Below are 24,749 nucleotides of genomic sequence, written 5' to 3' on the forward strand. Positions count from 1 at the left end.
GTCTTACATTACTTATCCGCGTCCCATATCTCAGCATAAGAATAGCCGGTCAGATCCTCCACCACGCGCCGGGTATGCGGATCCACATCACTTTTTTTTCCTCCTTGCTGCAGGCGGGCAATCTCATCCTTGATGACCTTATGGGTCTGCGGATTCAGGTTGAAGGAGCGGATGAGGTACAGCGAATACGCCAGGCAGATAAAGGGGATCACGATAAAGACGGTCATAATCGCTAACTGAGCGCTGTCGCTCTGTACGGACTGCGACTTGTCAAACCCGCCGAAGGCCAGAACCCAGCCAACGAGTGCGGAACCTACCGCCCCGGTAAGCTTACGGGTAAAGGTCTGGCAGGCGGCGAACGTCCCGGCGCGAAGCTTTGTCGACACCAGTGAGTCAACGTCGGGAACCAGCGGAATAACGTTCCAGACGGTGTATTCCATAGTCTGACGGCCCACCTGAAAGAGCGCGGTCAGCGCCAGGATGGTAGCAAAGGCGACGGCGTTCGAGAGCTGAATATTCAGGAGATAGAGTGCGGAGTAGTAAGCCAGCACGGCGATCATCATTGAAAATGCGACCGTCCAGAGCCACTTAGGCCCGAATTTATACATGCATAAGGTGGCGACGGGCACAACGAACAGGCCAATCAGCGACAGGGAAGATGCGGTCTGCGCCATCGCCTGCGACAGTCCGAGCATAAACGCGACGTAAAAGAAAAATGAGGTATTGAAACAGTCTTTGGCAAAATAGGAGACAAAATAGATGATACAGGTTCTGCGACAGGCTTTTGTGCGCATGACATTACGGTATTCATTTAACGCAGTGCGGTAATTACGTGTTTCTTCAACCCGGTTTTTTTTCTCGAAGTTCTCTACGTAGGTGGGCGAAAATTCCCAGGTCGTATACCAGGTAATCATGGTGCCAAGAAACAGGAAAATACCAAACACAATACCGGAAATAGTGTAGGCAGTTGCGCTATCGTTGCCCAGGACGGAGAGTAATATTGCAGGGAGCCCTGTGACCGCGAAAGTACCAAATGCGGAGATAAACATGCGGACCGAGCTCATTTTAACCCGCTCATTTGCTTTATCCGTCATTTCCGTCGCCAGCGTTTCATACGCGATGCTGTTAAATGACTGCGCGGTATCAAGCAGAAGTAAAACGATAAAATACCAGAGGTACGAACCGACATGAACGGTGAATAGCAGCGGGAAGCAGAGCAGGGTGACGATGGCACCGATAAGAAACAGGCTGTGGCGGCGGCCGAAGCGACGTCCGATTGCGGTGCGAAATAGCTGGTCGGATACGCCGCCGATAACGCCGCAGACGACCATATCAACGATCTTCAACGCGAAGAGCATCGTGCCAACCAGGCCAGCATTAAGCCCGGCATAAGTGGTCAGAAACAGCATCAGATATGAACCGACAAGGGTTCCCCATGCGGAGCCGTTAAGGTCATTCATTCCATAACCTAATGAGCGCAGCATTGTGATAGGCTGTTTTTTATATATGCGCATTTTTTCGTAATTAAGTATTCCCGCCATACAGGTATTCCCTTTGCTATTGCAAAGATTTAATCCTGAGGATGTCGGCAGTCTGGCTCAATTCCGTTATTTCACAATCTGATTGTGATATTTAACAAATGCGTATTAGCTCCCATAATCGTTGTGAGATATTTAATTGTTTCAGTGGCGTAATAGATTGCGGGAAATAAAAAAGCCAGCGACGCTGGCTTTTAATCGAACAGGTTTCTATCAATACTGGCTTAAACCCCGGATTCCAGAATACGGATCTGGGTTTCCAGGACGCTGCCTTTCACCGCCTCGCCCCACGCCTTCATATGCGGCGTTTGCAGATGCGCTTCAAGGTGCGCCACGCTTTCCCACTGCTCCACCATAATAATGGAGTCCGGGGCGGTGGTCTGGAAGCTCACGCCAGCGGCGTGATCCACCATCGGCGCGTAGCCGTGGCAGCCTGCTTCCTGCAGTACGGCAGGGATAATTTTCGCGAACTCATCCAGCACGGCCTGACGGTGGTGTTGGCCCGGACGGGTACGGATTTCAGCAATAATGGTCAACATGGTTAACTCCTTCTAATCACAGCCTCCCAGTTAAGCAAAAATTTCCGCCAGATGCTTGCGATATTCTGCGCTATAGCGTGGGACGTCCGGCATTTTCATCACATCGTTGGCGATAAAGGTCGGCAGCGCCTCCATCCCCAGGAACTGATTCGCCTTATGGAACGGCAGATAAACGCCGTCCACGCCCACGCCGTGGAAGAACTGCTCTTTGTCGGTGAATGCCTCCAGCGGGGCATTCCAGGTCAGGGAGAGCATATAGGTTTTGCCCTGGATCAGGCCGCCGGAGCCGTAATTTTTGCTGGCGTCGGAGCGGGTACGTCCGTCGCTGGCGTAAAGGGAACCGTGGCCTTCGGTAAACACGTCATCGATATATTTCTTCACGGTCCAGGGCGCGCCCATCCACCAGCCTGGCATTTGCCAGATAATGGTATCGGCCCACAGGAAATTCTGCACTTCTGCCGCGATGTCGTAGTCGGCATCGGCGCGGGTCACCCGGACATCATGCCCGACGTCGCGCAAAAAGCTTTCCGCGACCGCGGTCAGGGTGTCATTCAGCTGGCCGTTAGAGTGGGCGAACTTTTTCGCACCGTTAATAATCAGGATATTGCTCATGGGGGTCACTCCTCAAATCATTGCGTCTGGTCGCCATACTACGCCGCGCAGCGGAGCGATTAAATGAGCAAAATGTGCAAAGACTTTTGCTGTAAAAGCAATAATACGCTTACCAGCTCACCGTCACGCAGAAACCCCCTTCGGGATGATTCGTAAAGGCGACCGACATCTGATGCAGGGTCGCGATACGCTGAACAATCGACAAACCCAGACCGCTGCCGGTTTCATCCTGGCCCGGTGGGCGGTAGAAGCGCTCGCCGATACGCACCAGGGCATCGGCGCTGACGCCGGGACCGTTATCGCGCACGGTAAAGCGCTGCGGATAAAGCGTGATGTCGATGATGCTGCCTGACGGGCTATAGCGCACCGCGTTATCCAGTAGATTGCGTACCAGCAGGCTGAGTAGCAGCGGCTGTCCGGTACGGGCGACGCCGGAGGCCTGAATATCCAGACGCACGTCAATACCGGCCTGGCGGGCGTGGCTCCAGATATCCATCACCGCAGACTGCAGCAGATCGTCCAGCGGAATGCGCTGTACGTCGTCGAGATTTTCCAGCGAGTCCAGCCGGGAGAGCGTCAGGAGCTGATCCACCAGGCGGCTGGCGCGATCGATACCTTCGTGCAGTTGGGTAAGGGCTTTGTTGCGGGTGTCGGGATCGTCCGGCGAGAGCTGGGCCACTTCGGTTTGCACTTTCAGCGCGGCCAGCGGGCTGCGTAGCTCATGAGCGGCGTCGGAGGTGAAGCGCCGCTCCCGGCCCATCATGTCGCGGGTGCGGGCAAACAGCTGGTTCAGCGCGTCAACCAGCGGACGGACTTCGCCCGGTACGCCGCGTGCGTCCAGTTCATCGGTGGCGTCCGGCGAGCGCAGGCGCAGTGCCTGGGTCAGTTTTTTCAGCGGCCGCAGTTCGCGGCTAAGCAGAACGATCAGCAGCAGCAGCATCAGCGGCAGCGCTACCAGCCAGGGCATCAGCTGGGAGATAACAATGTCCCTCGCCATATCCTCACGGTATTCCCACTCCTGGCCGACGACAATGCGATGCTCGCCGTCGCGGGTGGTCAGCCACACAAAGCGCCACGGATCGTCGTCGCCGCGAAGATTGCCGTTGTCGAAACCGTCCCGGCGATAGTGATAAGGAATGTCGTCGCCGTTATCGCCGTCGTTAATCAGCATCTTACCGTCGCGGGTAAAGATAGCGAAGGCGAGGGCATCATCGTCGAGGTGGCCGTGCTTGAGCTTTTTGGCGGTGCGGATCTTCGGCTGCGTGGTGCGGATCTCATCGAGATTCATCACGCTCAGGCGCTTGGCGAACAGCATCTGCTGGGTATCGAACAGCTCATTAAGCTTATGGGTGGTTTGCTTCCAGGCTACCAGGCTGGCGCAGCTCCAGGCGATCAGCGCCAGCAGTAAGAAAAGGAGCGTCAGCCTGAGTCGCAGGCTAAGCCGCAGGCGGGAAATCAGTTTCATACATCACCTAAGGTGTAGCCAATCCCGTGAACGGTGCGGATAAAGTCGCTGCCCAGCTTGCGGCGCAGATGGTGAACGTGCACCTCGACCGCGTTACTGGAGACGTCGTCGTCCCAGGTATAAAGCTTTTCTTCAATCAGTTTACGCGGCAGCACGCGGCCCGCGTTGCGCATCAGCAGTTCCAGCAGGGCGAACTCTTTCGGTTTCAGCACCAGGGTTTCACCGTCGAGCGTGGCAACCAGATTGCCCGGGCTCAGGGTGACGCGACCGTGGCGCAGTTCGCTTTGGGCCTGGCCGTGGGCGCGACGGATCAGCGCCTCCAGCCGGGCGGCCACCTCGATCAGGGCAAAGGGTTTGCACAGATAGTCGTCGGCACCGAGGCGAAGCCCCTCTACGCGCTGGTTCAGGGCGTCGCGGGCGGTCAGGATCAGAACAGGTTCAGCATGGCGTTTTTCCCGCCACTCGCGCAGGATCTCCAGCCCGTCGATGCCCGGCAGCGTCAGGTCGAGGATCACCGCGTCATAGGGTGCGCTGTATAAGGCATTTTTCCCGGCGCTACCGTCGGTAAACCAGTCCGGGCTGAAGCCCATTTTGGCCAACCCGGTTTTCAGTCCGTCGCCAATCAGCTTATCGTCTTCGATCAGTAAAATGCGCATAGTACCGTCCTGGGTAAGTGCCTGCCTGGGGCCAGTAAACCCTCTCCGGGCGAGGCCTGTACAGAGAAAAATTATCTTTTTTTGATTTAAGAAGTCGTTAAGGACTGGGCGGTTTAATAGCGATGAAACGCATTTACAAGGAGAGATAGAGATGAAAAAAATCGCTGCAATGACCGCCATTCTGGCACTGTGCTCGGCCCCGGCTTTTGCTGCTAATCCTGGCGGTTTTTCCGGTCCGGCAACAACACAGACTCAGCAGACGCAAACCGGTGGTTTCCAGGGACCCAACGGCAGCAGCAGCACCGTTGCCAATGCGAAATCCCTGCGTGACGATACCTGGGTTACGCTGCGCGGCAATATCACCGAGCGTATCTCTGACGACCTGTACGTCTTTAAAGATGCTTCCGGCACCGTGAATGTCGATATCGACCACAAGCGCTGGAACGGGCAGACCGTGACCCCGCAGGATACGGTTGAAATTCAGGGTGAAGTCGATAAAGACTGGAACTCTGTCGAGATCGACGTGAAGCAGATCCGTAAAGTCAGTAACTGATCCCAAAAGGGCCGAATCATCGGCCCTTTTGCTTTTCCCGCCCCGCACGAAAGTTATTCGCCTCTCTGTGACTCCACGCTCTATATAAGGTAGTATCTGCGGCAATATTGCCTGCTGATATCCGTCACCTGTCGGGTATCGCCTGAGGCTTACAGTTGAGGAATCGTCAGTAATGAGCGATATGGCAGAGCGCCTCGCGCTACATGAGTTCACGGAAAACGCCTATTTAAACTACTCCATGTACGTCATCATGGACAGGGCACTGCCGTTTATCGGTGATGGCCTGAAGCCGGTACAGCGCCGCATTGTCTATGCCATGTCGGAGCTGGGGCTGAGCGCCAGCGCGAAGTTCAAAAAATCCGCCCGTACCGTCGGGGACGTTCTGGGTAAATACCATCCGCACGGCGACAGCGCCTGCTATGAAGCGATGGTGCTGATGGCCCAGCCGTTCTCCTATCGTTATCCGCTGGTCGACGGCCAGGGTAACTGGGGGGCGCCGGACGATCCGAAATCCTTCGCGGCGATGCGTTATACCGAATCTCGTCTGTCCAAATATGCCGAGCTGCTGCTGAGTGAACTGGGGCAGGGGACGGTAGAGTGGGTGCCAAACTTTGACGGCACCATGCTGGAGCCGAAAATGCTGCCGGCGCGCCTGCCGAACATTCTGCTTAACGGCACCACCGGGATCGCGGTCGGTATGGCCACCGATATTCCACCGCATAACCTGCGTGAAGTGGCGAAGGCGGCGATAACTCTGATTGAACAGCCGAAAACCACCCTCGACGAACTGCTGGATATTGTGCAGGGCCCGGACTATCCGACGGAAGCGGAGATCATCACGCCCCGCGCCGAGATCCGTAAGATCTACCAGAACGGACGCGGGTCGGTGCGTATGCGTGCGGTGTGGACCAAAGAAGACGGCGCGGTGGTGATCAGCGCCCTGCCGCACCAGGTGTCCGGCGCAAAAGTGCTGGAGCAGATCGCCAGCCAGATGCGCAATAAAAAGCTGCCGATGGTCGACGACCTGCGCGATGAGTCGGATCACGAAAACCCGACCCGTCTGGTGATTGTGCCGCGTTCTAACCGCGTCGATATGGATCAGGTGATGAATCACCTGTTTGCCACCACCGACCTGGAAAAGAGCTACCGCGTTAACTTGAATATGATCGGCCTCGACGGACGTCCGTCGGTGAAAAACCTGCTGGAGATCCTCAGCGAGTGGCTGGTCTTCCGCCGCGACACCGTGCGTCGTCGTCTGAGTTTCCGTCTGGAGAAAGTGCTGAAGCGCCTGCATATCCTTGAAGGTTTGCTGGTGGCGTTTCTCAATATCGACGAAGTCATCCATATCATCCGTACCGAAGATGAGCCGAAACCGGCGCTGATTGCCCGCTTTGGCATCAGCGAAACCCAGGCGGAAGCGATCCTCGAACTGAAACTGCGCCATCTCGCGAAGCTGGAAGAGATGAAAATTCGCGGTGAGCAGGATGAGCTGGAGAAAGAGCGCGACCATCTGCAGGGCATCCTCGCCTCCGAGCGTAAGATGAGCAACCTGCTGAAGAAAGAGCTGCAGGCTGACGCCGAAGCCTTCGGGGACGATCGCCGTTCTCCGCTGCACGAGCGCGAAGAAGCCAAAGCCATGAACGAACACGATATGCAGCCGTCTGAACCGGTCACTATCGTCCTGTCGCAGATGGGCTGGGTGCGCAGCGCCAAAGGCCATGATATCGATGCCCAGGGGCTGAGCTACAAATCGGGTGATAGCTGGAAAGCGTCCGTTAAAGGTAAGAGCAATCAGCCGGTGGTGTTTGTGGATTCCACGGGCCGCAGCTACGCCATTGACCCTATTACGCTGCCGTCGGCGCGCGGGCAGGGCGAGCCGCTGACCGGCAAGCTGACGCTGCCGCCGGGCGCGAGCGTTGACCATATGCTGACCTCCGGTGACGATCAGAAACTGCTGATGGCCTCCGATGCGGGCTACGGCTTTGTCTGTACCTTTAACGATCTGATTGCCCGTAACCGCGCCGGTAAAGCGCTGATCTCTCTGCCGGAAAATGCGAAGGTGATGCCGCCGCTGGTGATTGAGGACGACAGCGATATGCTGCTGGCGATCTCGAATGCGGGTCGTATGCTGATGTTCCCGGTCAGCGATCTGCCGCAGCTGTCGAAGGGCAAGGGCAACAAAATTATCGGCATTCCTTCCGCCGATGCCGCGAGTGGCGCTGATGGCCTTGCCCATCTCTATGTCCTGCCGCCGAACAGCACCTTAACCCTCCACGTCGGCAAACGTAAGATCAAACTGCGCCCGGAAGAGCTGGAGAAAGTGACCGGCGATCGCGGACGTCGTGGGACGCTGATGCGCGGCCTGCAGCGTATCGATCGGGTTGAAATTGACTCTCCTCGTCAGGCGAGCGTCGACGCTGGCAACAGCGAAGAGTAACTGACCATGCACTCCCTCTGCCGTCCGGCAGAGGGAGCGACACGAATTATTCCCGGATAGCCGTTGTGAATTCCCGTGCGGCGATTAACAATACGCGTTCGACGGCGCTTGCCCTAAGTGGGTTTAGCCGCCGACAGCTCACGTATAATAATCAGATATCCGGGCTTTAGAGGTAGCTATGCTATTGATTTTCCGCTTTATCATCGTTGTGATTTACAGCATTCTGGTCTGTGTTTTCGGCTGTATTTACTGCCTGTTCAGCCCGCGTAATCCGCGTCATGTTGCCACCTTTGGCCATATGTTTGGTCGCCTGGCACCCGTTTTTGGTCTGAAGGTCGAGAAACGCAAGCCGGCCGATGCCGAAACCTGGGGTAGCGCAATCTACATCGGTAACCACCAGAACAACTACGATATGGTGACGGCGGCGGCTATCGTTCAGCCTCCGACGGTGACCGTCGGTAAAAAAAGCCTGCTGTGGGTTCCGTTCTTTGGCCTGCTGTACTGGCTGACGGGCAACCTGCTGATTGACCGTAACAACCGTACCAAAGCGCACGGCACCATCGCGGAAGTGGTGGGGCAGATTAAAAAGCGTAAAATTTCAGTGTGGATGTTCCCGGAAGGCACCCGCAGCCGCGGTCGCGGTCTGCTGCCGTTTAAAACCGGTGCTTTCCATGCGGCTATCGCCGCTGGCGTGCCGATTATTCCGGTGTGTGTCTCAAACACCTCCAACAAAATTAACCTCAATCGTCTGAAGAACGGCCTGGTGATTGTTGAAATGCTGCCGCCGATCGATGTCACCCGCTGGGAAAAAGAGCAGGTCCGCGACCTGGCTGCACATTGCCACGCGCTGATGGCGGAGAAAATCGCCGAGCTCGATAAAGAAGTTGCGGAGCGGGAAGCATCCGGCCAGATTTAAAGGTACAGGCCCGGGCGCGCCTTCCGGCGGGAAATGATTTCCCGCTTATGTTTTTCCGTCTCTCATGGAGCCATTATGTCGCTGAGTCGGCGTCATTTTATTAAGGCATCGGGACTGGCACTTTGTGCCGGTGCGCTACCGTTACAGGCGCATGCCGCAGGCAAACAGCCGCCGCTACCGGTGCCTCCGCTGCTGGAGTCCCGCCGTGGTCAGCCGCTGTTCCTGACGATGCAGCGTACCCACTGGTCCTTTACCCAGGGGACCCGTGCGTCAATCTGGGGCATCAACGGCCAGTACCTGGGGCCGACCGTTCGTGTCTGGAGCGGCGATGACGTTAAGCTGATCTACAGCAACCGGCTGGCGGAAAACGTCGCCATGACCGTGCAGGGGCTGCAGGTTCCCGGTGCGCTGATTGGCGGCGCGGCAAGAATGATGTCTGCTGGCGCCGACTGGGCGCCGGTGCTGCCGATTCGTCAAAGCTCGGCCACCCTGTGGTATCGCGCCAACACGCCCAACCACGCCGCGCAGCAGGTCTATAACGGCCTCGCCGGACTGTGGCTGGTAGAGGATGAGGTCAGCAAAACGCTGCCGATCCCTAACCACTATGGCGTCGATGATTTCCCGCTGATTATCCAGGACAAGCGACTGGATAACTTTGGCACGCCGGAATACAGCGAACCGGGCAGCGGCGGCTTTGTCGGCGATATCCTGCTGGTCAACGGCGCGCAGAGTCCCTATGTTGAGGTCTCTCGCGGCTGGGTGCGTCTGCGCCTGCTCAACGCCTCCAACTCCCGTCGCTATCAGCTTCAGGTCAGCGATGGCCGCGCTCTGCATGTGATCGCGGGCGATCAGGGGTTCCTGCCTGCGCCCGTGGCGGTCAAACAGCTGGCCCTGGCGCCGGGAGAGCGGCGCGAAATTCTGATCGATATGACCAACGGCGACGAGGTGTCGCTCACCTGCGGCGAGGCGGCGGGCATTGTCGACCGGATCCGTGGGATCTTCGAACCTTCCTCTATTCTGGTCTCTACTCTGGTGCTGACCCTGCGCCCGACCGGCCTGCTGCCGCTGGTCACCAGCGCGCTGCCGATGCGCCTGCTGCCTGCCGATGTGCTTAAGGGCGCGCCGGTACGCAGCCGCGATATCACTCTCGGTGACGAGCCGGGGATTAACGGCCAGCTGTGGGATCCTAAGCGAATCGACATCACTACCCAACAGGGAAGCTGGGAGCGCTGGACGGTACGGGCGGATATGCCTCAGGCATTTCATATTGAAGGCGTCAGCTTCCTGGTCGATAACATTAACGGTGCCATGCCGTTCCCGGAAGATCGCGGCTGGAAAGACACGGTCTGGATCGACGGGCAGGTCGAGCTGCTGGTTTATTTTGGTCAGCCCTCCTGGCCGCACTTCCCGTTCCAGTTCGCCAGCCAGACGCTGGAAATGGCGGACCGTGGCTCTGCCGGGCAGCTGCTGGTGAATCCGGCCCCTTAATCTCTCTGTAAATTCATAGCAAAGGACTGCGCGATGCTAAGTTTTAGCTGGTTTGATGTTGCCACCATTCTGTTTCTGCTGGCGGCTCCCTTCGTGCTGGCGGGGATTGTCATTGCGCTGCTGGTGATGGCGTCGCGCCGTCCCCGCGGTCTGATCATTGTCAAATGGCTGGTTTTGCCCCAGGTCGCGGCGCTGCTGCTGCTGGCGGGCATGCTGAGCTACTACGGCGTCGACAGTAATATTTACTTCTTCGCCGCGCCCATCATGATGCTTTCGATGCTGTTCTTTGCGATCCCGAGCAAGTCGAAGCCCTGGCTGGCTCCGCTGCTGTGCGGCCATATCACCGGCCTGGTGCTGTTTCTGGGTCTGATGCATTATCTCGAACCGAACAAGATGCACGACCTGCAAACCGGCCGTGAACTCCACCAGCTGCGCGATCTTCGCCAGGCCAGCAAGAGCTTTATCCGCGAGCTCGACGACCCGGAATTCCGCCAGCGGATGCTGGAGAACGCCACCCGCAACACTGATATTCCTGAGGCGACGCTTAAAGCGCTGCTCGACAAAGGCGCGACGCCTTTTGGTAAACGGGGAGAGGGCTACTACGAGCAGACGGCGTTTATTATCGCGCTTCACCGCGATAATCGCCCGGCACTGCGCCTGTTCAGCGAGCTGCTGGCTGGCAATTCTCCTGAGGTTGTAAGCAGGCGTGAGTACGTGCAGGAGATTGGCCCGTTAAGTTCGCTGGTTTATATCTACACCCGACCCGGTGAACGTCAGGTCGCAGAGTACAAAGCAAAGGCGCAGATCCTGCTGGCGAAGATGCCGGAGCTGCTCGATGATGCAGCCTGGGCTAAAATCGTCAAATCGGCGGATCCGGAACTGGTTAAATTCCTGTGGGACTACCATCCGCCGGAGAACACTATGCAGCTGATTCAGGCGCGGATCATTTTGGGGGATCTGACGGTCGTCGATAAGATTGCCCGGACGCCAGGCATTCTGGATACTCCCGCTGTTTCCGAATACCCGGCCACTTTATGGCTCTGGCTGGTGCAGTATGCCCCGCGCGAGATTATCGCCGCCGTGCTTGATAAGACCCGTATCCGCTGGGCCGATTATCAGGATGAGAAGGGTGAGAACAAGATTCTGGACGCGGCGATTGACCGGGCACGCAGCCATTTCGGCGACGATCCGCAGATCCTAATGCTGGTGATGCGCGATATGCTCAGGAAGCAGGCCGCCTGGTCTCCGGCGCAGGTGGCGCGCAGCTTCTATACGGAAGAAGAGGGCTCTCAGGTCGTCTGGGCGCTCTATCAGGCGGGCCTGACCTGTCAGCAGCTACAGGCAGCACTGGACAATCTTGCCGCGGGCGAGCGCTTCCCTTCCGGGGAGCAGCGCATTCGCGAGATCTGTGCGGCAGGAAATCATCAGGCGGGCGAATAATCCTTTCGATCTCTAAGGAAATAGGGCTTATAATCCCCGCCCTTTGATTATTTTTTTGCCATTTCCGGAAGCATTATGAGCGCAATATCCCTGATCCAGCCGGATCGTGACCTCTTCTCCTGGCCGCAGTACTGGGCCGCCTGCTTTGGCCCGGCGCCTTTTTTGCCGATGTCGCGGGAAGAGATGGACCAGCTTGGCTGGGATAGCTGCGACATTATTCTGGTCACGGGCGATGCCTATGTCGATCATCCCAGCTTCGGGATGGCGATCTGTGGCCGGATGCTGGAAGCGCAGGGATTTCGTGTAGGGATCATTGCGCAGCCGGACTGGAACAGCAAAGAGGACTTTATGCGCCTCGGCAAACCGAATCTCTTTTTCGGCGTCACCGCAGGCAATATGGACTCGATGATCAACCGCTACACGGCGGATCGTAAACTGCGCCATGACGACGCCTATACGCCGGATAACGTGGCGGGCAAGCGCCCGGACCGCGCCACGCTGGCCTATACCCAGCGCTGTAAAGAGGCGTGGAGAGACGTGCCGGTGATCCTCGGCGGCATCGAGGCCAGCCTGCGCCGTATCGCCCATTATGACTACTGGTCCGATACGGTGCGCCGCTCGGTCCTGGTCGATTCCAAGGCCGATATGCTGATGTTTGGCAACGGCGAGCGCCCGCTGGTCGAGGTGGCCCACCGTCTGGCCGCCGGTGAGCCGATCGCCAGCATCCGTGACGTGCGTAATACCGCCATTATGCTGAAAGAGGCGCTGCCGGGCTGGAGCGGCGTCGATTCCACCCGCCTGGACACCCCGGGCCGTATCGATCCGATCCCGCACCCTTACGGGGACGATCTGCCCTGCGCCGACAACAAGCCGGTGCAGCCGCAGGAGCCGAAGCGCGTCACCGTTCAGCCGCCGCGGCCGAAGCCCTGGGAGAAGACCTACGTTCTGCTGCCTTCCTTTGAGAAAGTGAAGGGCGATAAGGTGCTCTATGCCCACACGTCACGCATTCTGCATCATGAAACCAACCCCGGCTGCGCCAGGGCGCTGATGCAGAAGCACGGCGATCGCTATATCTGGATCAACCCTCCGGCGATCCCGCTCTCCACGGAAGAGATGGACAGCGTCTTTGCGCTGCCCTACCAGCGTATTCCGCATCCTTCCTATGGCAAAAGCCGCATTCCGGCTTACGATATGATCCGTTTCTCGATCAACATTATGCGCGGCTGCTTTGGCGGGTGTTCATTCTGTTCGATCACCGAGCATGAAGGGCGCATTATTCAGAGCCGTTCGGAAGACTCGATCATTAACGAGATCGAAGCCATTCGCGACTCGGTCCCCGGTTTTACCGGAATTATCTCCGATCTGGGCGGGCCGACGGCCAACATGTATATGCTGCGCTGCACCTCGCCGCGTGCCGAGCAAACCTGTCGTCGTCTCTCCTGCGTCTACCCGGAAATCTGTCCGCATATGGACACCAACCATCAGCCGACCATCGATCTCTACCGTCGCGCGCGCGATCTGAAAGGCATCAAAAAGATCCTGATCGCCTCAGGCGTCCGTTACGATCTGGCCGTGGCCGATCCGCGCTATATCAAAGAGCTGGCCAGTCACCACGTCGGTGGCTATCTGAAGATTGCGCCTGAGCATACGGAAGAAGGGCCGCTGTCGAAGATGATGAAGCCGGGAATGGGAACGTATCACCGCTTTAAAGAGCTGTTTGATACCTATTCGAAGCAGGCGGGGAAAGAGCAGTATCTGATCCCTTACTTTATCTCGGCTCATCCGGGAACACGTGATGAAGATATGGTGAATCTGGCCCTGTGGCTGAAGCAGCACCGCTTCCGTCTCGATCAGGTACAGAACTTCTATCCGTCGCCGCTGGCCAACTCGACCACCATGTATTACACCGGCAAGAACCCGCTGGGTAAAATTGACTATAAGAGTGAGGATGTGGTGGTGCCGCGTGGGGATCGTCAGCGCCGTCTGCATAAAGCCCTGCTGCGCTATCACGATCCGGCTAACTGGCCGCTGATCCGTCAGGCGCTGGAAAGCATGGGGAAAAAACATCTGATAGGCGGTCGCCGCGACTGTCTGGTGCCGTCGCCGACAATTGATGAGATGCGTGAAGCCCGCCGCCAGAACCGTACGGCACGCCCGGCATTAACGAAACATACGCCGATTAAACAGCAGCAGCGCAATAAGCCGCGCACGCGCTAAGACTGTTATTCTGCCCCCATTGCGGGGGCAGAATAAGGAAAAACTTAGCCGCTAAACTGGTCCGGGTCCGGCCCCAGACGTTTACCCTGTTCGAGTTTAGCGATTTCGCCCAGCTCGTCTTTATCCAGACGGAAATCCCAGACGTCAAAGTTTTCGGCAATGCGCGACGGGGTGACCGATTTCGGGATCACTACCAGGCCGCTATCCAGATGCCAGCGGATCACGATCTGTGCCGGGGTCTTGCCATATTTATCCGCCAGTTCACGAATAATTTTCTGATCGAAAACGCCTTCGCCGCCCTGCGCCAGCGGGCTCCAGGATTCGGTCTGGATCTTGTGCGTCGCATTCCATGCGTGCAGCTGGCGCTGCTGCATCAGCGGGTGCAGCTCGATCTGGTTGATCGACGGGGTCACGCCGGTTTCATCGATTAACCGTTGCAGATGGTGGATCTGGAAGTTACAGACGCCGATGCTTTTCGCCAGGCCCTGCTTCTGCAGCTCGATCATGCCTTTCCAGGCGTCGACAAAATAATCCAGCGCCGGCACAGGCCAGTGCATCAGATAGAGATCGACATGATCCAGCTGAAGCTTCTTCAGGCTCTCCTGCAGGGCCTCTTTTGGCCGCTGCTGATCGCCATTCCACAGCTTAGTGGTGATAAAGAGTTCATCACGCGGTACGCCAGCGCTGCGTAATGCTTTCCCTGTGCCTTCTTCGTTCTTATAGGCCGCAGCGGTATCGATGGACCGATAGCCGACATCCAGCGCTTTATGGATAGCCTCAACCACTTCGTCGTTTCCAGCCTTCCACACGCCGAGCCCCAGCTGCGGCATAATGGTGCCGTCGTGGAGCTTAATCACGGTTGGATGTGTCATGCAGTTCTCCTTTGATGAAGCTTACCGGGAATAAATCCCGGTAAGGTTGTGTGCACTAAGTTTGGCCTAAAACTGCCAAAACGGAAGTCGCTGCGTCAAATGACTTAGCGTGCCGCTTCGTAAATCCGGCGGCTGACATCGAGGGTAATATCCTGATGTTCGCCCAGTTTTGTCATGCCGTGTTCTTCCAGTTTGGCCAGCAGCGCCGGGATAGAGCTGCCGTCCAGACCGTAGCCGGACAGGCGTGTCGGCACGCCGAGTTCCTCGAAGAAGCGACGGGTGGCAGCGATGGCCGCATCGATACGCTCATCCTCTGAACCTTCGGTGATATTCCAGACGCGTTCAGCGTACTGCAGTAGCTTCCCACGCTTGGCGTCGCGTTTCTCATTCCACAGGGAAGGCAGCACCACCGCCAGGGTCTGGGCGTGATCCAGGCCGTGCATTGCCGTCAGTTCGTGGCCCAGCATATGGGTGGCCCAGTCCTGCGGTACGCCTGCACCGATCAGGCCGTTCAGCGCCTGAGTGGCAGCCCACATCACGTTGGCGCGCACGTTGTAGTTTTCCGGTTCTGTCAGCGCACGCGGACCGTCTTCGATCAGCGTCAGCAGAATACCTTCCGCAAAGCGGTCCTGGATTTTGCCATCAACCGGATACGTCACGTACTGCTCAACCGTATGCACAAAGGCATCGACTACGCCGTTGGCGACCTGGCGCGGCGGCAGGGTGTAGGTATAGACCGGGTCCAGAATCGCAAAAATCGGCTGGACGTGAGGATGGCGGAATGCCTGTTTGTCACCGGTGGTTTTACGGGAAATCACCCCACCGTTATTGGATTCAGACCCGGTGGCGGGCAGCGTCAGGACAGAGCCCATCGGGATGGCGCTTTTGATCTCACTGCCGCCGGTCTGCAGGATATGCCAGGGATCGACGCCGTCCGGGTAGTGGGCCGCCGCCGCAATAAACTTGGTGCCGTCCAGCACGGAGCCGCCGCCGACCGCCAGCAGGAAGGTCACCTTCTCATCGCGGGCAATTTTGACCGCTTTCATCAGGGTCTCGTAGGACGGGTTTGGCTCAATACCGCCAAACTCCAGCACGTTCAGGCCCTCAAGCGCGCTGTAAACCTGGTCCAGTACGCCGGTTTTCTTCACGCTGCCGCCGCCGTAGGTAATCAGGATCCGGGCGTCCGCCGGTACCTGAGCGCGCAGCTCGGCGATAGCGTTCTGACCAAACAGAATGCGGGTGGGGGTATGCAGATTAAAATTGTTCATTGCTCTTTTCCCTCGTTGGGTTAAAAACGGGCGGCGTTATGAATTTGCCGGATGCTCAACATTGTGGTCGCCCGGGGCAATCCTCTCAATGCACATTCCTGCCGTAGTCTTGCCCATTTCTACAGAGGGCTGGAGAAAATGGGAAAAACTGCGCACACTGCATGGGTGGAAAATGATTATCGGAGCGGCCCATTATGAATCGTCAGGCCATCTGTCAGTTGCTGACGGATAAAGTTAAGCAATTGAAAGTTAATGAGAATAAGCTGAGTGAGCTGCTGCCGGACGTGCGCCTGATGTATGGCACCCAGCCGGGCACGCGCACCCCGGTGATGTATCAGCCGGGCATCGTTTTTCTCTTTTCCGGCCATAAGATTGGTTATATCAATGAGCGGGTGTTTCGCTACGATACCAATGAATATCTGCTGCTGACGGTGCCGCTGCCCTTTGAGTGCGAAACCTTCGCTACGCCGGACGTGCCGCTGGCGGGGATGCGTCTGAACGTCGATATTCTCCAGCTCCAGGAGCTGCTGATGGACATTGGCGAGGATGAGCATTTTCAGCCGGGCTGCTCGGCCAGCGGCATCAACTCTGCCGTCCTCTCCGATGAAATCCTCTGCGCCGCCGAGCGGCTGCTGGATGTGATGGAGCGGCCGATGGATGCGCGTATCCTGGGCCAGCAGATTGTCCGTGAAATTCTCTATCACGTGCTGACCGGGCCGCGGGGCGGAGCGCTGCTGGCGCTGGTGAGCCGCCAGACCCACTTCAGCCTGATTAGTCGGGTGCTGAAACGGATTGAAAGCCAGTACACCGAGAACCTGAGCGTCGACCAGCTGGCGTCGGAAGCCAATATGAGCGTCTCCGCGTTCCACCATAATTTTAAATCAGTCACCAGTACCTCGCCGCTGCAGTACCTCAAAACCTACCGGCTGCATAAGGCGCGGATGATGATGATCCATGACGGGATGAAGGCCAGCGCGGCGGCAATACGGGTAGGCTATGAAAGCCCATCCCAGTTCAGTCGGGAGTTTAAACGTTACTTTGGCGTGACGCCGGGTGAGGATGCGGCGCGGATCCGCATGATGCAGGGAGCGTAAAGCAAACCCTCTCTCGTCAGAGAGAGGGGCATAATGCGATTCAGGCGCTGCAGTACTTCTTCTTAATCACCACCACCAGAGTGCCGAACAGCCCGGCCAGCAGCAGGAACATCGGCAGGATCATCAGACAGGTCATCACCTGGTCTTCGTGGCGCTTAACAAACGGGATCATGCTCAGGGCGTAGCCCAGGCCGGTAATTCCGCCAACCCACAGCAGGGCGCTGAGCCAGTTGAAGAACTGGAAGCGGCGGTTCGACAGGCCGGAAATGCCCGCCATAGTGGGCAGTAAAGTGCGGATAAATGCCAGAAAGCGACCAGCAAGCAGCGCCAGCAGGCCGTGACGGTCGAACATAAAGGTTGCCCGGTCGTGGTATTTTTTCGGCAGCTGGGCCAGCCAGCCTTTCACCACGCGGGTATTACCGAGCCAGCGTCCCTGGACATAGCTCAGCCAGCAGCCGAGGCTGGCGGCAGAGGTCAGAATCACCACCGTCGGGACAAAATCCATCACGCCTTTGCCCACTAACGCACCGGCCAGCAGCAGCAGACTGTCTCCGGGTAAAAACGAGGCGGGCAGCAGGCCGTTTTCCAGAAACAGCGTGGCAAACATCACCATCCAGACAACGCCAACCACGTGCGGATTCGCCAGCGCGGCAAAATCGTGTTGCCAGAGCGCAGCGATAATATCTTGAATTACAGCCATGGAGATTCCCGTGAAACAGCACTTTGCCGCTATTGTACGCCTGAAATGCCCGGGACACCTTGATCCCGGACGCAACAAATGCAGACTTTTCTGCTAGTGGTGCAAAAAACGCGCCGCACGGGCCTATATTACCGGATACGAGCAAAACCGTCGCTAAGATCGGCAAGCAAATCCGCTACATTTTCCAGGCCGATATGCAGACGGATCAGCGTGCCGCTGAAATCGACCTCGCCGTCGGGGCGGATCGTGGCAAGCTGTTCCGGCTGGTTCGCCAGAATCAGCGACTCATAGCCGCCCCAGGAGTAGGCCATACTGAACAGGCTAAAGTGGTCCAGGTAGTCTGAAAGTTCTTTGTCGTTCAGACGCTTGTTCAGTACGAACGAGAACAGGCCGCTGCTGCCGGTAAAATCGCGCTTCCAGAACTCATGCCCTTTACTCCCCGGCAGTGCCGGATGTTTCACCTCAGCCACCTGCGGATGGCGTGCCAGCCACTCGGCAACCTGCAGGCTACTTTCATGATGCTGACGCAGGCGGACACCCAGCGTGCGGATGCCGCGGCTGGTCATATAGGCGGTATCGGCATCGACCATCTGTCCCATCAGATAGGCGTTCTCGCACAGCTGCTCCCAGCAGCGGGCGTTGGCGACGGCGGTGCCGACCATCGCATCCGAATGGCCTATCAGGTATTTGGTCCCGGCCTGAATGGAGATATCGATCCCGAAATCCAGCGCCTTAAACAGCACGCCGGCCGCCCAGGTATTGTCGATCATAATGATCGCCTCGGGCGCAACGCGGCGTACCGCCTCAACGATGGCCGGGATATCGTGAACTTCCATGGTGATAGAGCCGGGAGATTCCAGGAACACGATGCGTGTATTGGGCTGAATAAGGTGGGCGATATCGGCGCCGATCATCGGGTCAAACCAGCTGGTGGTCACGCCCAGTCTGGCGAGCACCTTGGTACTGAAATCCTGGCTGGGTTCGTAGGCGGTATTGGTCATCAGGACGTGGTCGCCCTGTTCAACGAAGGCCAGAATGGTATTGGCTACCGCTGCCGCGCCGCAGGGGAACAGGGCGCAGCCCGCACCGCCTTCCAGCTCGCACATCGCTTCCTGCAAAGAGAAATGGGTCAGGGTGCCGCGACGGCCATAAAAAAGCTCGCCTTTCGCCCGATTGCGGGTGGCGTGCTTTTTGGCCTCAACGGTGTCGAAAACCAGAGAAGACGCCCGCTGAATCACGCTATTGACCGAGCCTTGCGTGTATTTTTTGCTCCGGCCAGCGTTCACCAGCACGGTATCGATATGCTTATCTGTCATCGCAGCACTTCCTTATATATACGTCTGGATGTCTAAACTACCATGTTTAACGAGGGGTGCACGCGTAACCTGGGCGATAAAGCAGAATATTTTGTCGGATCCCGCGTTGACACTTCTTTTACTGCGTAAGCGCAATGAAACAGAGGCGAATTTCTGGCAGTGTGTAAATACTAATGAGAACCACTATCAATTCCAGAGCATTTTGATATTATTGGCCGCAGATTTTGTGATTTGCGTCGTGGAGATACACCGTGGGTAATAATTTGATGCAGACTGATCTCTCCGTCTGGGGCATGTATCAGCATGCCGACATCGTTGTAAAAATGGTCATGATTGGCCTGATCCTGGCGTCCGTTGTGACCTGGGCGATTTTCTTTAGCAAAAGCGCCGAGCTCTTTTCCCAGAAGCGCCGTCTGAAACGTGAACAGCAGTTACTGGCTGAAGCTCGCTCTCTGGATCACGCCAGCGAAATCGCCGATGGTTTCCACAGCAAGAGCCTCAGCTCGCTTCTCCTTAACGAAGCGCAGAACGAGCTGGAACTTTCTGAAGGCGTTGAAGATAACGAAGGCATCAAAGAACGTACCGGCTTCCGCCTGGAGCGTCGCGTTGCTGCTGTTGGGCGTCATATGGGTCGTGGTAACGGCTATCTGGCGACTATCGGTGCTATCTCCCCGTTTGTCGGCCTGTTCGGCACCGTCTGGGGGATCATGAACGCGTTTATCGGTATTGCTCAGACCCAGACCACTAACCTGGCGGTCGTGGCACCGGGTATCGCAGAAGCGCTGCTGGCGACGGCTATCGGCCTGGTTGCGGCAATCCCGGCGGTTGTTATCTACAACATCTTTGCCCGTATGATCGGCAGCTATAAAGCCAACCTCGGTGACGTGGCCGCACAGGTACTGCTGCTGCAGAGCCGCGACCTCGATCTCAACGGCGGTGCTGCTCAGCCGGTGCGTGCAGCCCAGAAATTACGTGTAGGTTAATGCCCCATGGCGATGCGTCTTAATGAAAATCTGGACGATAACGGCGAAATGCACGAAATCAACGTCACGCCGTTTATCGACGTTATGTTGGTTCTGCTGATTATCTTCATGGTGGCGGCCCCGCTGGCCACCGTTGATGTGAAGGTCAATCTGCCGGCGTCCTCAAGCCAGCCGCAGCCGCGTCCGGAAAAACCGGTGTATCTGTCAGTAAAAGCCGATAAGAGCATGTTTATCGGCAACGATCAGGTCACCGATGAAGATATGGTCAGCGCCCTGAATGCGCTGACGGAAGGTAAAAAGGACACCACGATCTTCTTCCGCGCCGATAAAACGGTCGACTACGAAACCATGATGAAAGTGATGGATACGCTGCATCAGGCGGGCTATCTGAAGATAGGCCTGGTGGGTGAAGAAGTCGCTGCCGCGAAGCAGTAAGCGCTGCGAAAGTAGAAAGGCCGACCTTAGCGTCGGCCTTTTTTTTAGCCCAGATGCTCCCCGCCGCAGACGCCGTGGACTTCCGCCGTCACGTAGCTGGACTCCTCGCTGGCGAGATAAACATAGACCCCGGCCAGTTCGGCGGGTTGTCCGGCGCGTTTAAGCGGCGTCTTCTGACCAAACTGGGGAATTTTCTCCTGAGTCTGGCCGCCGGAGATCTGCAGCGCCGTCCAGATGGGGCCTGGTGCGACCACGTTGACCCGAATCCCCTGTTCCGCAACCTGCTTCGCAAGGCCCCGGCTATAGTTCAGAATGGCCGCCTTGGTCGAGGCGTAGTCCAGCAGATGCGGGCTGGGCTGATAAGCCTGGATCGACGAGGTGGTGATAATGCTGGCTCCGGCGGGCAGGAGAGGCAGAGCCTCCTGAGTAATCCAGAACAGGGCGAAGACATTGACCGCGTAAGTTTGCCGGAACTGCTCGCTGGTGAGATCGGTAATCTTTTCGACGGCGGTCTGCTTCCCGGCCACCAGGGCGAGGATATCCAGCCCGCCCAGCGCATCATGGGCCTGATGGACCAGCGAACGGGAAAAGGCCTCATCGCTCAGATCCCCCGGCAACAGGACGGCTTTGCGTCCGGCTTCCTCAATCAGGGCTTTCACCGCCTGGGCATCCTCTTCCTCGGCGGGAAGATAGTTAATCGCCACGTCGGCCCCTTCACGCGCGTAAGCAATGGCTGCGGCTCTGCCAATCCCGGAATCGCCGCCGGTGACCAGGGCTTTACGTCCCTCAAGTCGCGCATGTCCGATGTAACTTCTTTCACCGCAGTCGGGTACCGGCACCATCTGGGCCTGCACGCCCGGCGCGGGCTGTTTCTGCTGTGGATAGTCCCCTCCATAGTAGAGAGTGACCGGGTTACGGATGTTTGTTCGATTGTTCGCCATCAGTGACCTCCATCGTAGTGAATTATCAGGTTAAGCCTGGTGGCTCATGCTGCCCTGTGCAAAATAACCAGGATTATCCTTAAGCTGGCGGCGGGACAAAAATCACGCAGAAAGCTTTTAAGTTACTAAAGTTTAAAAAGAATATATTGTTATAAAAAAGTAGCGGCCTGCAGGTTAGCCTCTACGCTTTAATGAAAGCCCTTCTGACAATATTTCGACTCCACAGCGCGAGAACTCCGTATGGCGACGATGAACCTGTTTGACTCTGACGCCCCGCAGCAGGACCTGATTTCCCTCGATGCCATTCGGCGACGCGCCGATAACCTGATGCTGACCCTGATCTGGGCGCTGTGGCTGGTCTCGCTGGCGGCGGGCTTCCATCATGATGATTTCTGGCTGGCACTGATCGCCGGTAGCGCGCTGGCGATTGCCGCGACGCTGCTGAAAGCGCTTTTCCACGGTACTCGGCCGGTGCGGGTGGGCTATGCGGTGATCCTGCTGGCCTTCGCCGCGCTGCTGATCCAAATCGGCGAAGGGGAAACCGAATACCATTTCTCGGTCTTTGTGCTGATGTCGGCTCTGCTCGCATGGCGCGACTGGCTGCCGCTGCTGGTGGGGGCGGGCGTGGCGGCGGTTCACCATCTGGTCTTTAACTATCTGCAGGAGTGGGGGCTTTTTGGCATCAAAGTATTTATCCATCCCGGCCTGCATATGGTGATATTCCACGGTCTATTTGTAGTAATGCAGACGGCCGTGCTGATCTTCCTGGCGATCCGCATGGAGCAGGATGCGCGTACCGCCAGCGAGGTGGCGCAGCTGGCGGCGATTATCAACCGCGAGCCGGGCTGTCTGACGCTGGCCGCTGACGATCATTCCAGCAGCAGTACCTTTGCCCGGACGTTCAGCACTACGCTGGATACCATGCGCAACACGCTCCAGCAGGCCAGCCGCAATGTCGGACAGCTGCTGGAAGGATCGCTGGCGATGCTACAGCGCAACACCTCTCTGTCGGCACGCACGGATAAACAGGCGTCCTCCCTGGCGGATGCCGCCAGCGCGATGGAGCAGCTTACCGGGTCGGCGACGCAAACCAGCGAGAAGGCCAGCGAAGTGCGACGTCTGGCGATTAACGCCAGCGAGGTGGCCCGCGAAGGCGGTGAAGATATTCTTGCTGCCACCCGCTCAATGGAGCAAATCCGCGATGAGTCGCTGCGCATTAACGGAATTCTGGAGCTGATCGACGGGATCGCCTTCCAGACCAATATTCTGTCGCTCAATGCCTCAGTTGAGGCTGCCCGTGCTGGCGAGCACGGTAAAGGGTTCGCCGTGGTGGCCTCGGAAGTCCGTACCCTGGCGCTACGTTGCGAAGGGGCGGCAAAGGATATCCGTCAGCTGATTGCCACGTCGGTTGAGCGGACGCAGCAGGGAGCCGGAGAAGTTGAGCGGGCGGGCAATACGATGCAGTCGATTATTGTGCATATTGAACAGCTGCGGGAATTTGTGGACGATCTTTCCCGCATGAGCGAGCAGCAACGGGCCAGTATTTTGCAGATGAACGGCAGTATCGCCAGCATTGATGCCAGCGTGCAGGAGAACGTGCGGCACGTGGCGCAGACCATTCAGATGGCCCAACAGCAGCAGGAGCAGACGGACGAACTGAAGGCGGCGATCTCCGTCTTCCGTTTTGGCTAGGCGTGGGGCGCTATTTTTTGGCGGGAGTCGGGCTAATCTTCATGGCTCCGGGAACAAATTTCGCCGAAGATGTCGCGGTTTTCGCGGTCTGCGGAGCGGGTTTTTTCTCTTTCGGGGCAACCTGATTGATATTCGATGTGCGGTGGCCGCTGCCGGACAGTTTGCGGGTCAGGCGCAGGGTGGCGGTTTCCCGGGAAATCATATGCTGATAATTTGACTCAATGCGCGCCATTATCTTGTCTTTCAGCTCGGGCTTGCGGGCGATAATTTCCGCGATGGCCGCGCCGTAGATCTCTTCTTTGACCTGATACGCATAAATTTCCCGACGGTTTTTCCACTTCAGCTGGACCAGCGCGGCGGGAATAGAGACCAGGGCATGCGCCATCTCTTCGATAGTGGCGTTTTTATCCTGAATTAAAAATTCAAGATTATGCTTTAAGATAAACTCGTCGCTATTCTTGTCATTTAAAGTCAAATAAACGTTATTATTGTTAATTTCGCTCACGTTAATCTTCCCCTAAATCGTAGAACATAGGCGCAGTTTTATCGCGGGTAATCAGATTAAGCCAAATTGTATTGCCTTCTTCATTAATTTTTTTGGTTTTTTCGGCAATAATTTGACTTAATTCCTGAGGATCGATCTCGGTCTCTTCCTGCAGGTCGTTGAGTACCCTGGCAAATGTTTCAATTTTGATGACGCGGAACAGTCGGTCGGTTATATGACGGTCGCGCTCTTCCAGCAACATATTACGGGATTGCCCGGAACGGGTTGCAGCGGCTAATATATCAGCTTCAAAGTCAGAGAGCGTTCTTTTACCCTGAGTTAAATTTGACTCTGCTTCTACCTTCCCGGTTTCTTTCCCTTCTGCAGAAATGTGAAAGCGTTCCGGGATTAAATTCTCGGGTAACATGTTAAAAATCCTTTAATTTCAGAAGGATATGTTAAATAAGAGTGCAAGGCTCGTTGACAATATCATGACACACTTTTAAAATCAAAAAAAAGAGAGCAGTCTCAGGGAGCCGTATGATTTATTTTGTATTTACATTACTGATACTCACCGGCTTTATTCTTTTATTGATGCGAGAATTCAATAAAGGCCGAGCAGAACCCGAGGTCACCCAACCATCCGGAGCTCTGCCGATGAGCAAAGAGGAGGGGGAGGACCATTTCTCGTTGCTGATGAACGCGATTACCCCGGTATGGTACTGGCGGGTTAATCACGAATATATCGATTTTATCCATGCGACGATAAAGCGCATGAACATGGCCGAATTAAATAGTACGCCTGGTTTATTTGATGCGCAACGGCGTTGTAGCGACCTTAATTCTGCAGTGTATAAGTATTACGATAATATAAAAAAACGCTGCCTGAACGGCGAGAAGGTCGCACGATCTGACCTCGACGTGCTCAACCTGCAGCAGTGTTTCCGCGAGTTCAGCATGAACGCGTACCCCTCTCTTGTGGCCCTCGTCTGGCCGCAGTATGAACGTCCTGAGGTCAACCCGGACGAGGTCTGACGGGATCCTGTTAGTCAGTTGTTGCAATCGGTTTGCCTGATTGGGGTATACTGAACGCCGTTTTTTTT

At 56.8% G+C, this 24,749-nt stretch carries 22 protein-coding genes and 1 pseudogene; 11 read left to right on the plus strand and 12 right to left on the minus strand.

Features of this window, described 5'->3' with window-relative positions; all coding sequences use genetic code 11:
* Positions 1-8 precede the first annotated feature (8 nt).
* The 5 genes from EDF81_RS16855 to qseB all read right to left on the minus strand — a co-directional run bounded on the left by EDF81_RS16855 (position 9) and on the right by qseB (position 4,810).
* On the minus strand, positions 9-1,460 hold the full coding sequence (locus tag EDF81_RS16855; protein WP_221180827.1) for an MFS transporter: 1,452 nt from the start codon (positions 1,458-1,460) through the stop codon (positions 9-11).
* Between the two features lie 302 nt (positions 1,461-1,762).
* Entirely contained in the window at positions 1,763-2,077 is a 315-nt protein-coding gene (locus tag EDF81_RS16860) for a putative quinol monooxygenase (RefSeq protein WP_123349310.1), read from the minus strand.
* Positions 2,078-2,107: 30 nt separating this feature from the next.
* Complete coding sequence (locus EDF81_RS16865) at positions 2,108-2,689, minus strand: NAD(P)H-dependent oxidoreductase (RefSeq protein ID WP_123349311.1); 582 nt, start codon at positions 2,687-2,689, stop codon at positions 2,108-2,110.
* Between the two features lie 109 nt (positions 2,690-2,798).
* Entirely contained in the window at positions 2,799-4,154 is a 1,356-nt protein-coding gene (qseC, locus tag EDF81_RS16870; RefSeq protein ID WP_123349312.1) for a quorum sensing histidine kinase QseC, read from the minus strand.
* Positions 4,151-4,810, minus strand: a complete 660-nt coding sequence (gene qseB, locus EDF81_RS16875) for a quorum sensing response regulator transcription factor QseB (protein WP_123349313.1) — start codon at positions 4,808-4,810, stop codon at positions 4,151-4,153. Before qseB ends, qseC begins: the two co-directional genes overlap by 4 nt.
* Before the next feature lie 151 nt (positions 4,811-4,961).
* Here qseB and EDF81_RS16880 point away from each other — a divergent pair, with 151 nt between their 5' ends.
* The 6 genes and pseudogenes from EDF81_RS16880 to EDF81_RS16905 all read left to right on the plus strand — a co-directional run.
* Positions 4,962-5,363 (plus strand): YgiW/YdeI family stress tolerance OB fold protein, encoded by a 402-nt coding sequence (locus EDF81_RS16880; RefSeq protein ID WP_123349314.1) that lies wholly within the window; start codon positions 4,962-4,964, stop codon positions 5,361-5,363.
* A gap of 172 nt (positions 5,364-5,535) precedes the next feature.
* Positions 5,536-7,800 (plus strand): DNA topoisomerase IV subunit A, encoded by a 2,265-nt coding sequence (gene parC, locus EDF81_RS16885; RefSeq protein ID WP_123349315.1) that lies wholly within the window; start codon positions 5,536-5,538, stop codon positions 7,798-7,800.
* Between the two features lie 178 nt (positions 7,801-7,978).
* On the plus strand, positions 7,979-8,716 hold the full coding sequence (plsC, locus tag EDF81_RS16890; protein ID WP_123349316.1) for a 1-acylglycerol-3-phosphate O-acyltransferase: 738 nt from the start codon (positions 7,979-7,981) through the stop codon (positions 8,714-8,716).
* Positions 8,717-8,791: 75 nt separating this feature from the next.
* Positions 8,792-10,204 carry a cell division protein FtsP gene (ftsP, locus tag EDF81_RS16895; RefSeq protein WP_123349317.1) on the plus strand — a complete coding sequence of 471 codons (1,413 nt, stop codon included), beginning with the start codon at positions 8,792-8,794 and terminating at the stop codon, positions 10,202-10,204.
* Between the two features lie 33 nt (positions 10,205-10,237).
* Positions 10,238-11,644: a hypothetical protein gene (locus tag EDF81_RS16900; protein WP_123349318.1), complete on the plus strand. Its 1,407-nt coding sequence runs from the start codon at positions 10,238-10,240 to the stop codon at positions 11,642-11,644.
* Positions 11,645-11,669: 25 nt separating this feature from the next.
* Positions 11,670-13,840 (plus strand): annotated as a pseudogene (locus EDF81_RS16905) (YgiQ family radical SAM protein); the annotation flags it as partial.
* Between the two features lie 65 nt (positions 13,841-13,905).
* On the opposite strand, the gene dkgA reads toward EDF81_RS16905, so the two are convergent.
* Positions 13,906-14,733 (minus strand): 2,5-didehydrogluconate reductase DkgA, encoded by an 828-nt coding sequence (dkgA, locus tag EDF81_RS16910; RefSeq protein WP_123349320.1) that lies wholly within the window; start codon positions 14,731-14,733, stop codon positions 13,906-13,908.
* Between the two features lie 104 nt (positions 14,734-14,837).
* Positions 14,838-16,001, minus strand: a complete 1,164-nt coding sequence (gene yqhD, locus EDF81_RS16915; protein WP_123349321.1) for an alcohol dehydrogenase — start codon at positions 15,999-16,001, stop codon at positions 14,838-14,840.
* 194 nt (positions 16,002-16,195) lie between these two features.
* Here yqhD and EDF81_RS16920 point away from each other — a divergent pair, with 194 nt between their 5' ends.
* Positions 16,196-17,095: an AraC family transcriptional regulator gene (locus EDF81_RS16920; RefSeq protein ID WP_123349322.1), complete on the plus strand. Its 900-nt coding sequence runs from the start codon at positions 16,196-16,198 to the stop codon at positions 17,093-17,095.
* Between the two features lie 40 nt (positions 17,096-17,135).
* On the opposite strand, the gene EDF81_RS16925 is transcribed toward EDF81_RS16920, so the two are convergent.
* Positions 17,136-17,795: a DedA family protein gene (locus tag EDF81_RS16925; protein ID WP_123349323.1), complete on the minus strand. Its 660-nt coding sequence runs from the start codon at positions 17,793-17,795 to the stop codon at positions 17,136-17,138.
* 128 nt (positions 17,796-17,923) lie between these two features.
* Positions 17,924-19,111 (minus strand): cystathionine beta-lyase, encoded by a 1,188-nt coding sequence (gene metC, locus EDF81_RS16930; protein ID WP_123349324.1) that lies wholly within the window; start codon positions 19,109-19,111, stop codon positions 17,924-17,926.
* Between the two features lie 251 nt (positions 19,112-19,362).
* Between metC and exbB the strand changes: the two genes are divergently transcribed.
* A complete protein-coding gene (gene exbB, locus EDF81_RS16935; protein ID WP_123349325.1) occupies positions 19,363-20,094 on the plus strand; it encodes a tol-pal system-associated acyl-CoA thioesterase in 732 nt (243 codons plus the stop codon).
* A 6-nt stretch (positions 20,095-20,100) separates the two neighbouring features.
* Entirely contained in the window at positions 20,101-20,529 is a 429-nt protein-coding gene (gene exbD, locus EDF81_RS16940; RefSeq protein WP_123349326.1) for a TonB system transport protein ExbD, read from the plus strand.
* A gap of 44 nt (positions 20,530-20,573) precedes the next feature.
* Here exbD and EDF81_RS16945 read toward each other — a convergent pair whose 3' ends face one another.
* On the minus strand, positions 20,574-21,470 hold the full coding sequence (locus EDF81_RS16945; RefSeq protein ID WP_123349327.1) for an SDR family oxidoreductase: 897 nt from the start codon (positions 21,468-21,470) through the stop codon (positions 20,574-20,576).
* Positions 21,471-21,710: 240 nt separating this feature from the next.
* Between EDF81_RS16945 and EDF81_RS16950 the strand changes: the two genes are divergently transcribed.
* Positions 21,711-23,162, plus strand: coding sequence for a methyl-accepting chemotaxis protein (locus tag EDF81_RS16950; protein ID WP_123349328.1), 1,452 nt, complete (start codon positions 21,711-21,713; stop codon positions 23,160-23,162).
* Positions 23,163-23,172: 10 nt separating this feature from the next.
* Here EDF81_RS16950 and EDF81_RS16955 read toward each other — a convergent pair whose 3' ends face one another.
* Together EDF81_RS16955 and EDF81_RS16960 are read right to left on the minus strand one after the other, a co-directional pair.
* On the minus strand, positions 23,173-23,667 hold the full coding sequence (locus EDF81_RS16955) for a cytoplasmic protein (RefSeq protein ID WP_123349329.1): 495 nt from the start codon (positions 23,665-23,667) through the stop codon (positions 23,173-23,175).
* A 1-nt stretch (position 23,668) separates the two neighbouring features.
* On the minus strand, positions 23,669-24,073 hold the full coding sequence (locus EDF81_RS16960) for a hypothetical protein (RefSeq protein ID WP_123349330.1): 405 nt from the start codon (positions 24,071-24,073) through the stop codon (positions 23,669-23,671).
* A gap of 113 nt (positions 24,074-24,186) precedes the next feature.
* Here EDF81_RS16960 and EDF81_RS16965 point away from each other — a divergent pair, with 113 nt between their 5' ends.
* The gene (locus EDF81_RS16965; protein WP_123349331.1) at positions 24,187-24,681 is read left to right on the plus strand and encodes an ESA_00282 family adhesion-associated protein; all 495 of its coding nucleotides are present in this window, start codon (positions 24,187-24,189) and stop codon (positions 24,679-24,681) included.
* The last annotated feature ends 68 nt before the right edge of the window (positions 24,682-24,749 follow it).

It is taken from the genome of Enterobacter sp. BIGb0383 (genome assembly GCF_003751845.1).
Classification (GTDB): domain Bacteria; phylum Pseudomonadota; class Gammaproteobacteria; order Enterobacterales; family Enterobacteriaceae; genus BIGb0383.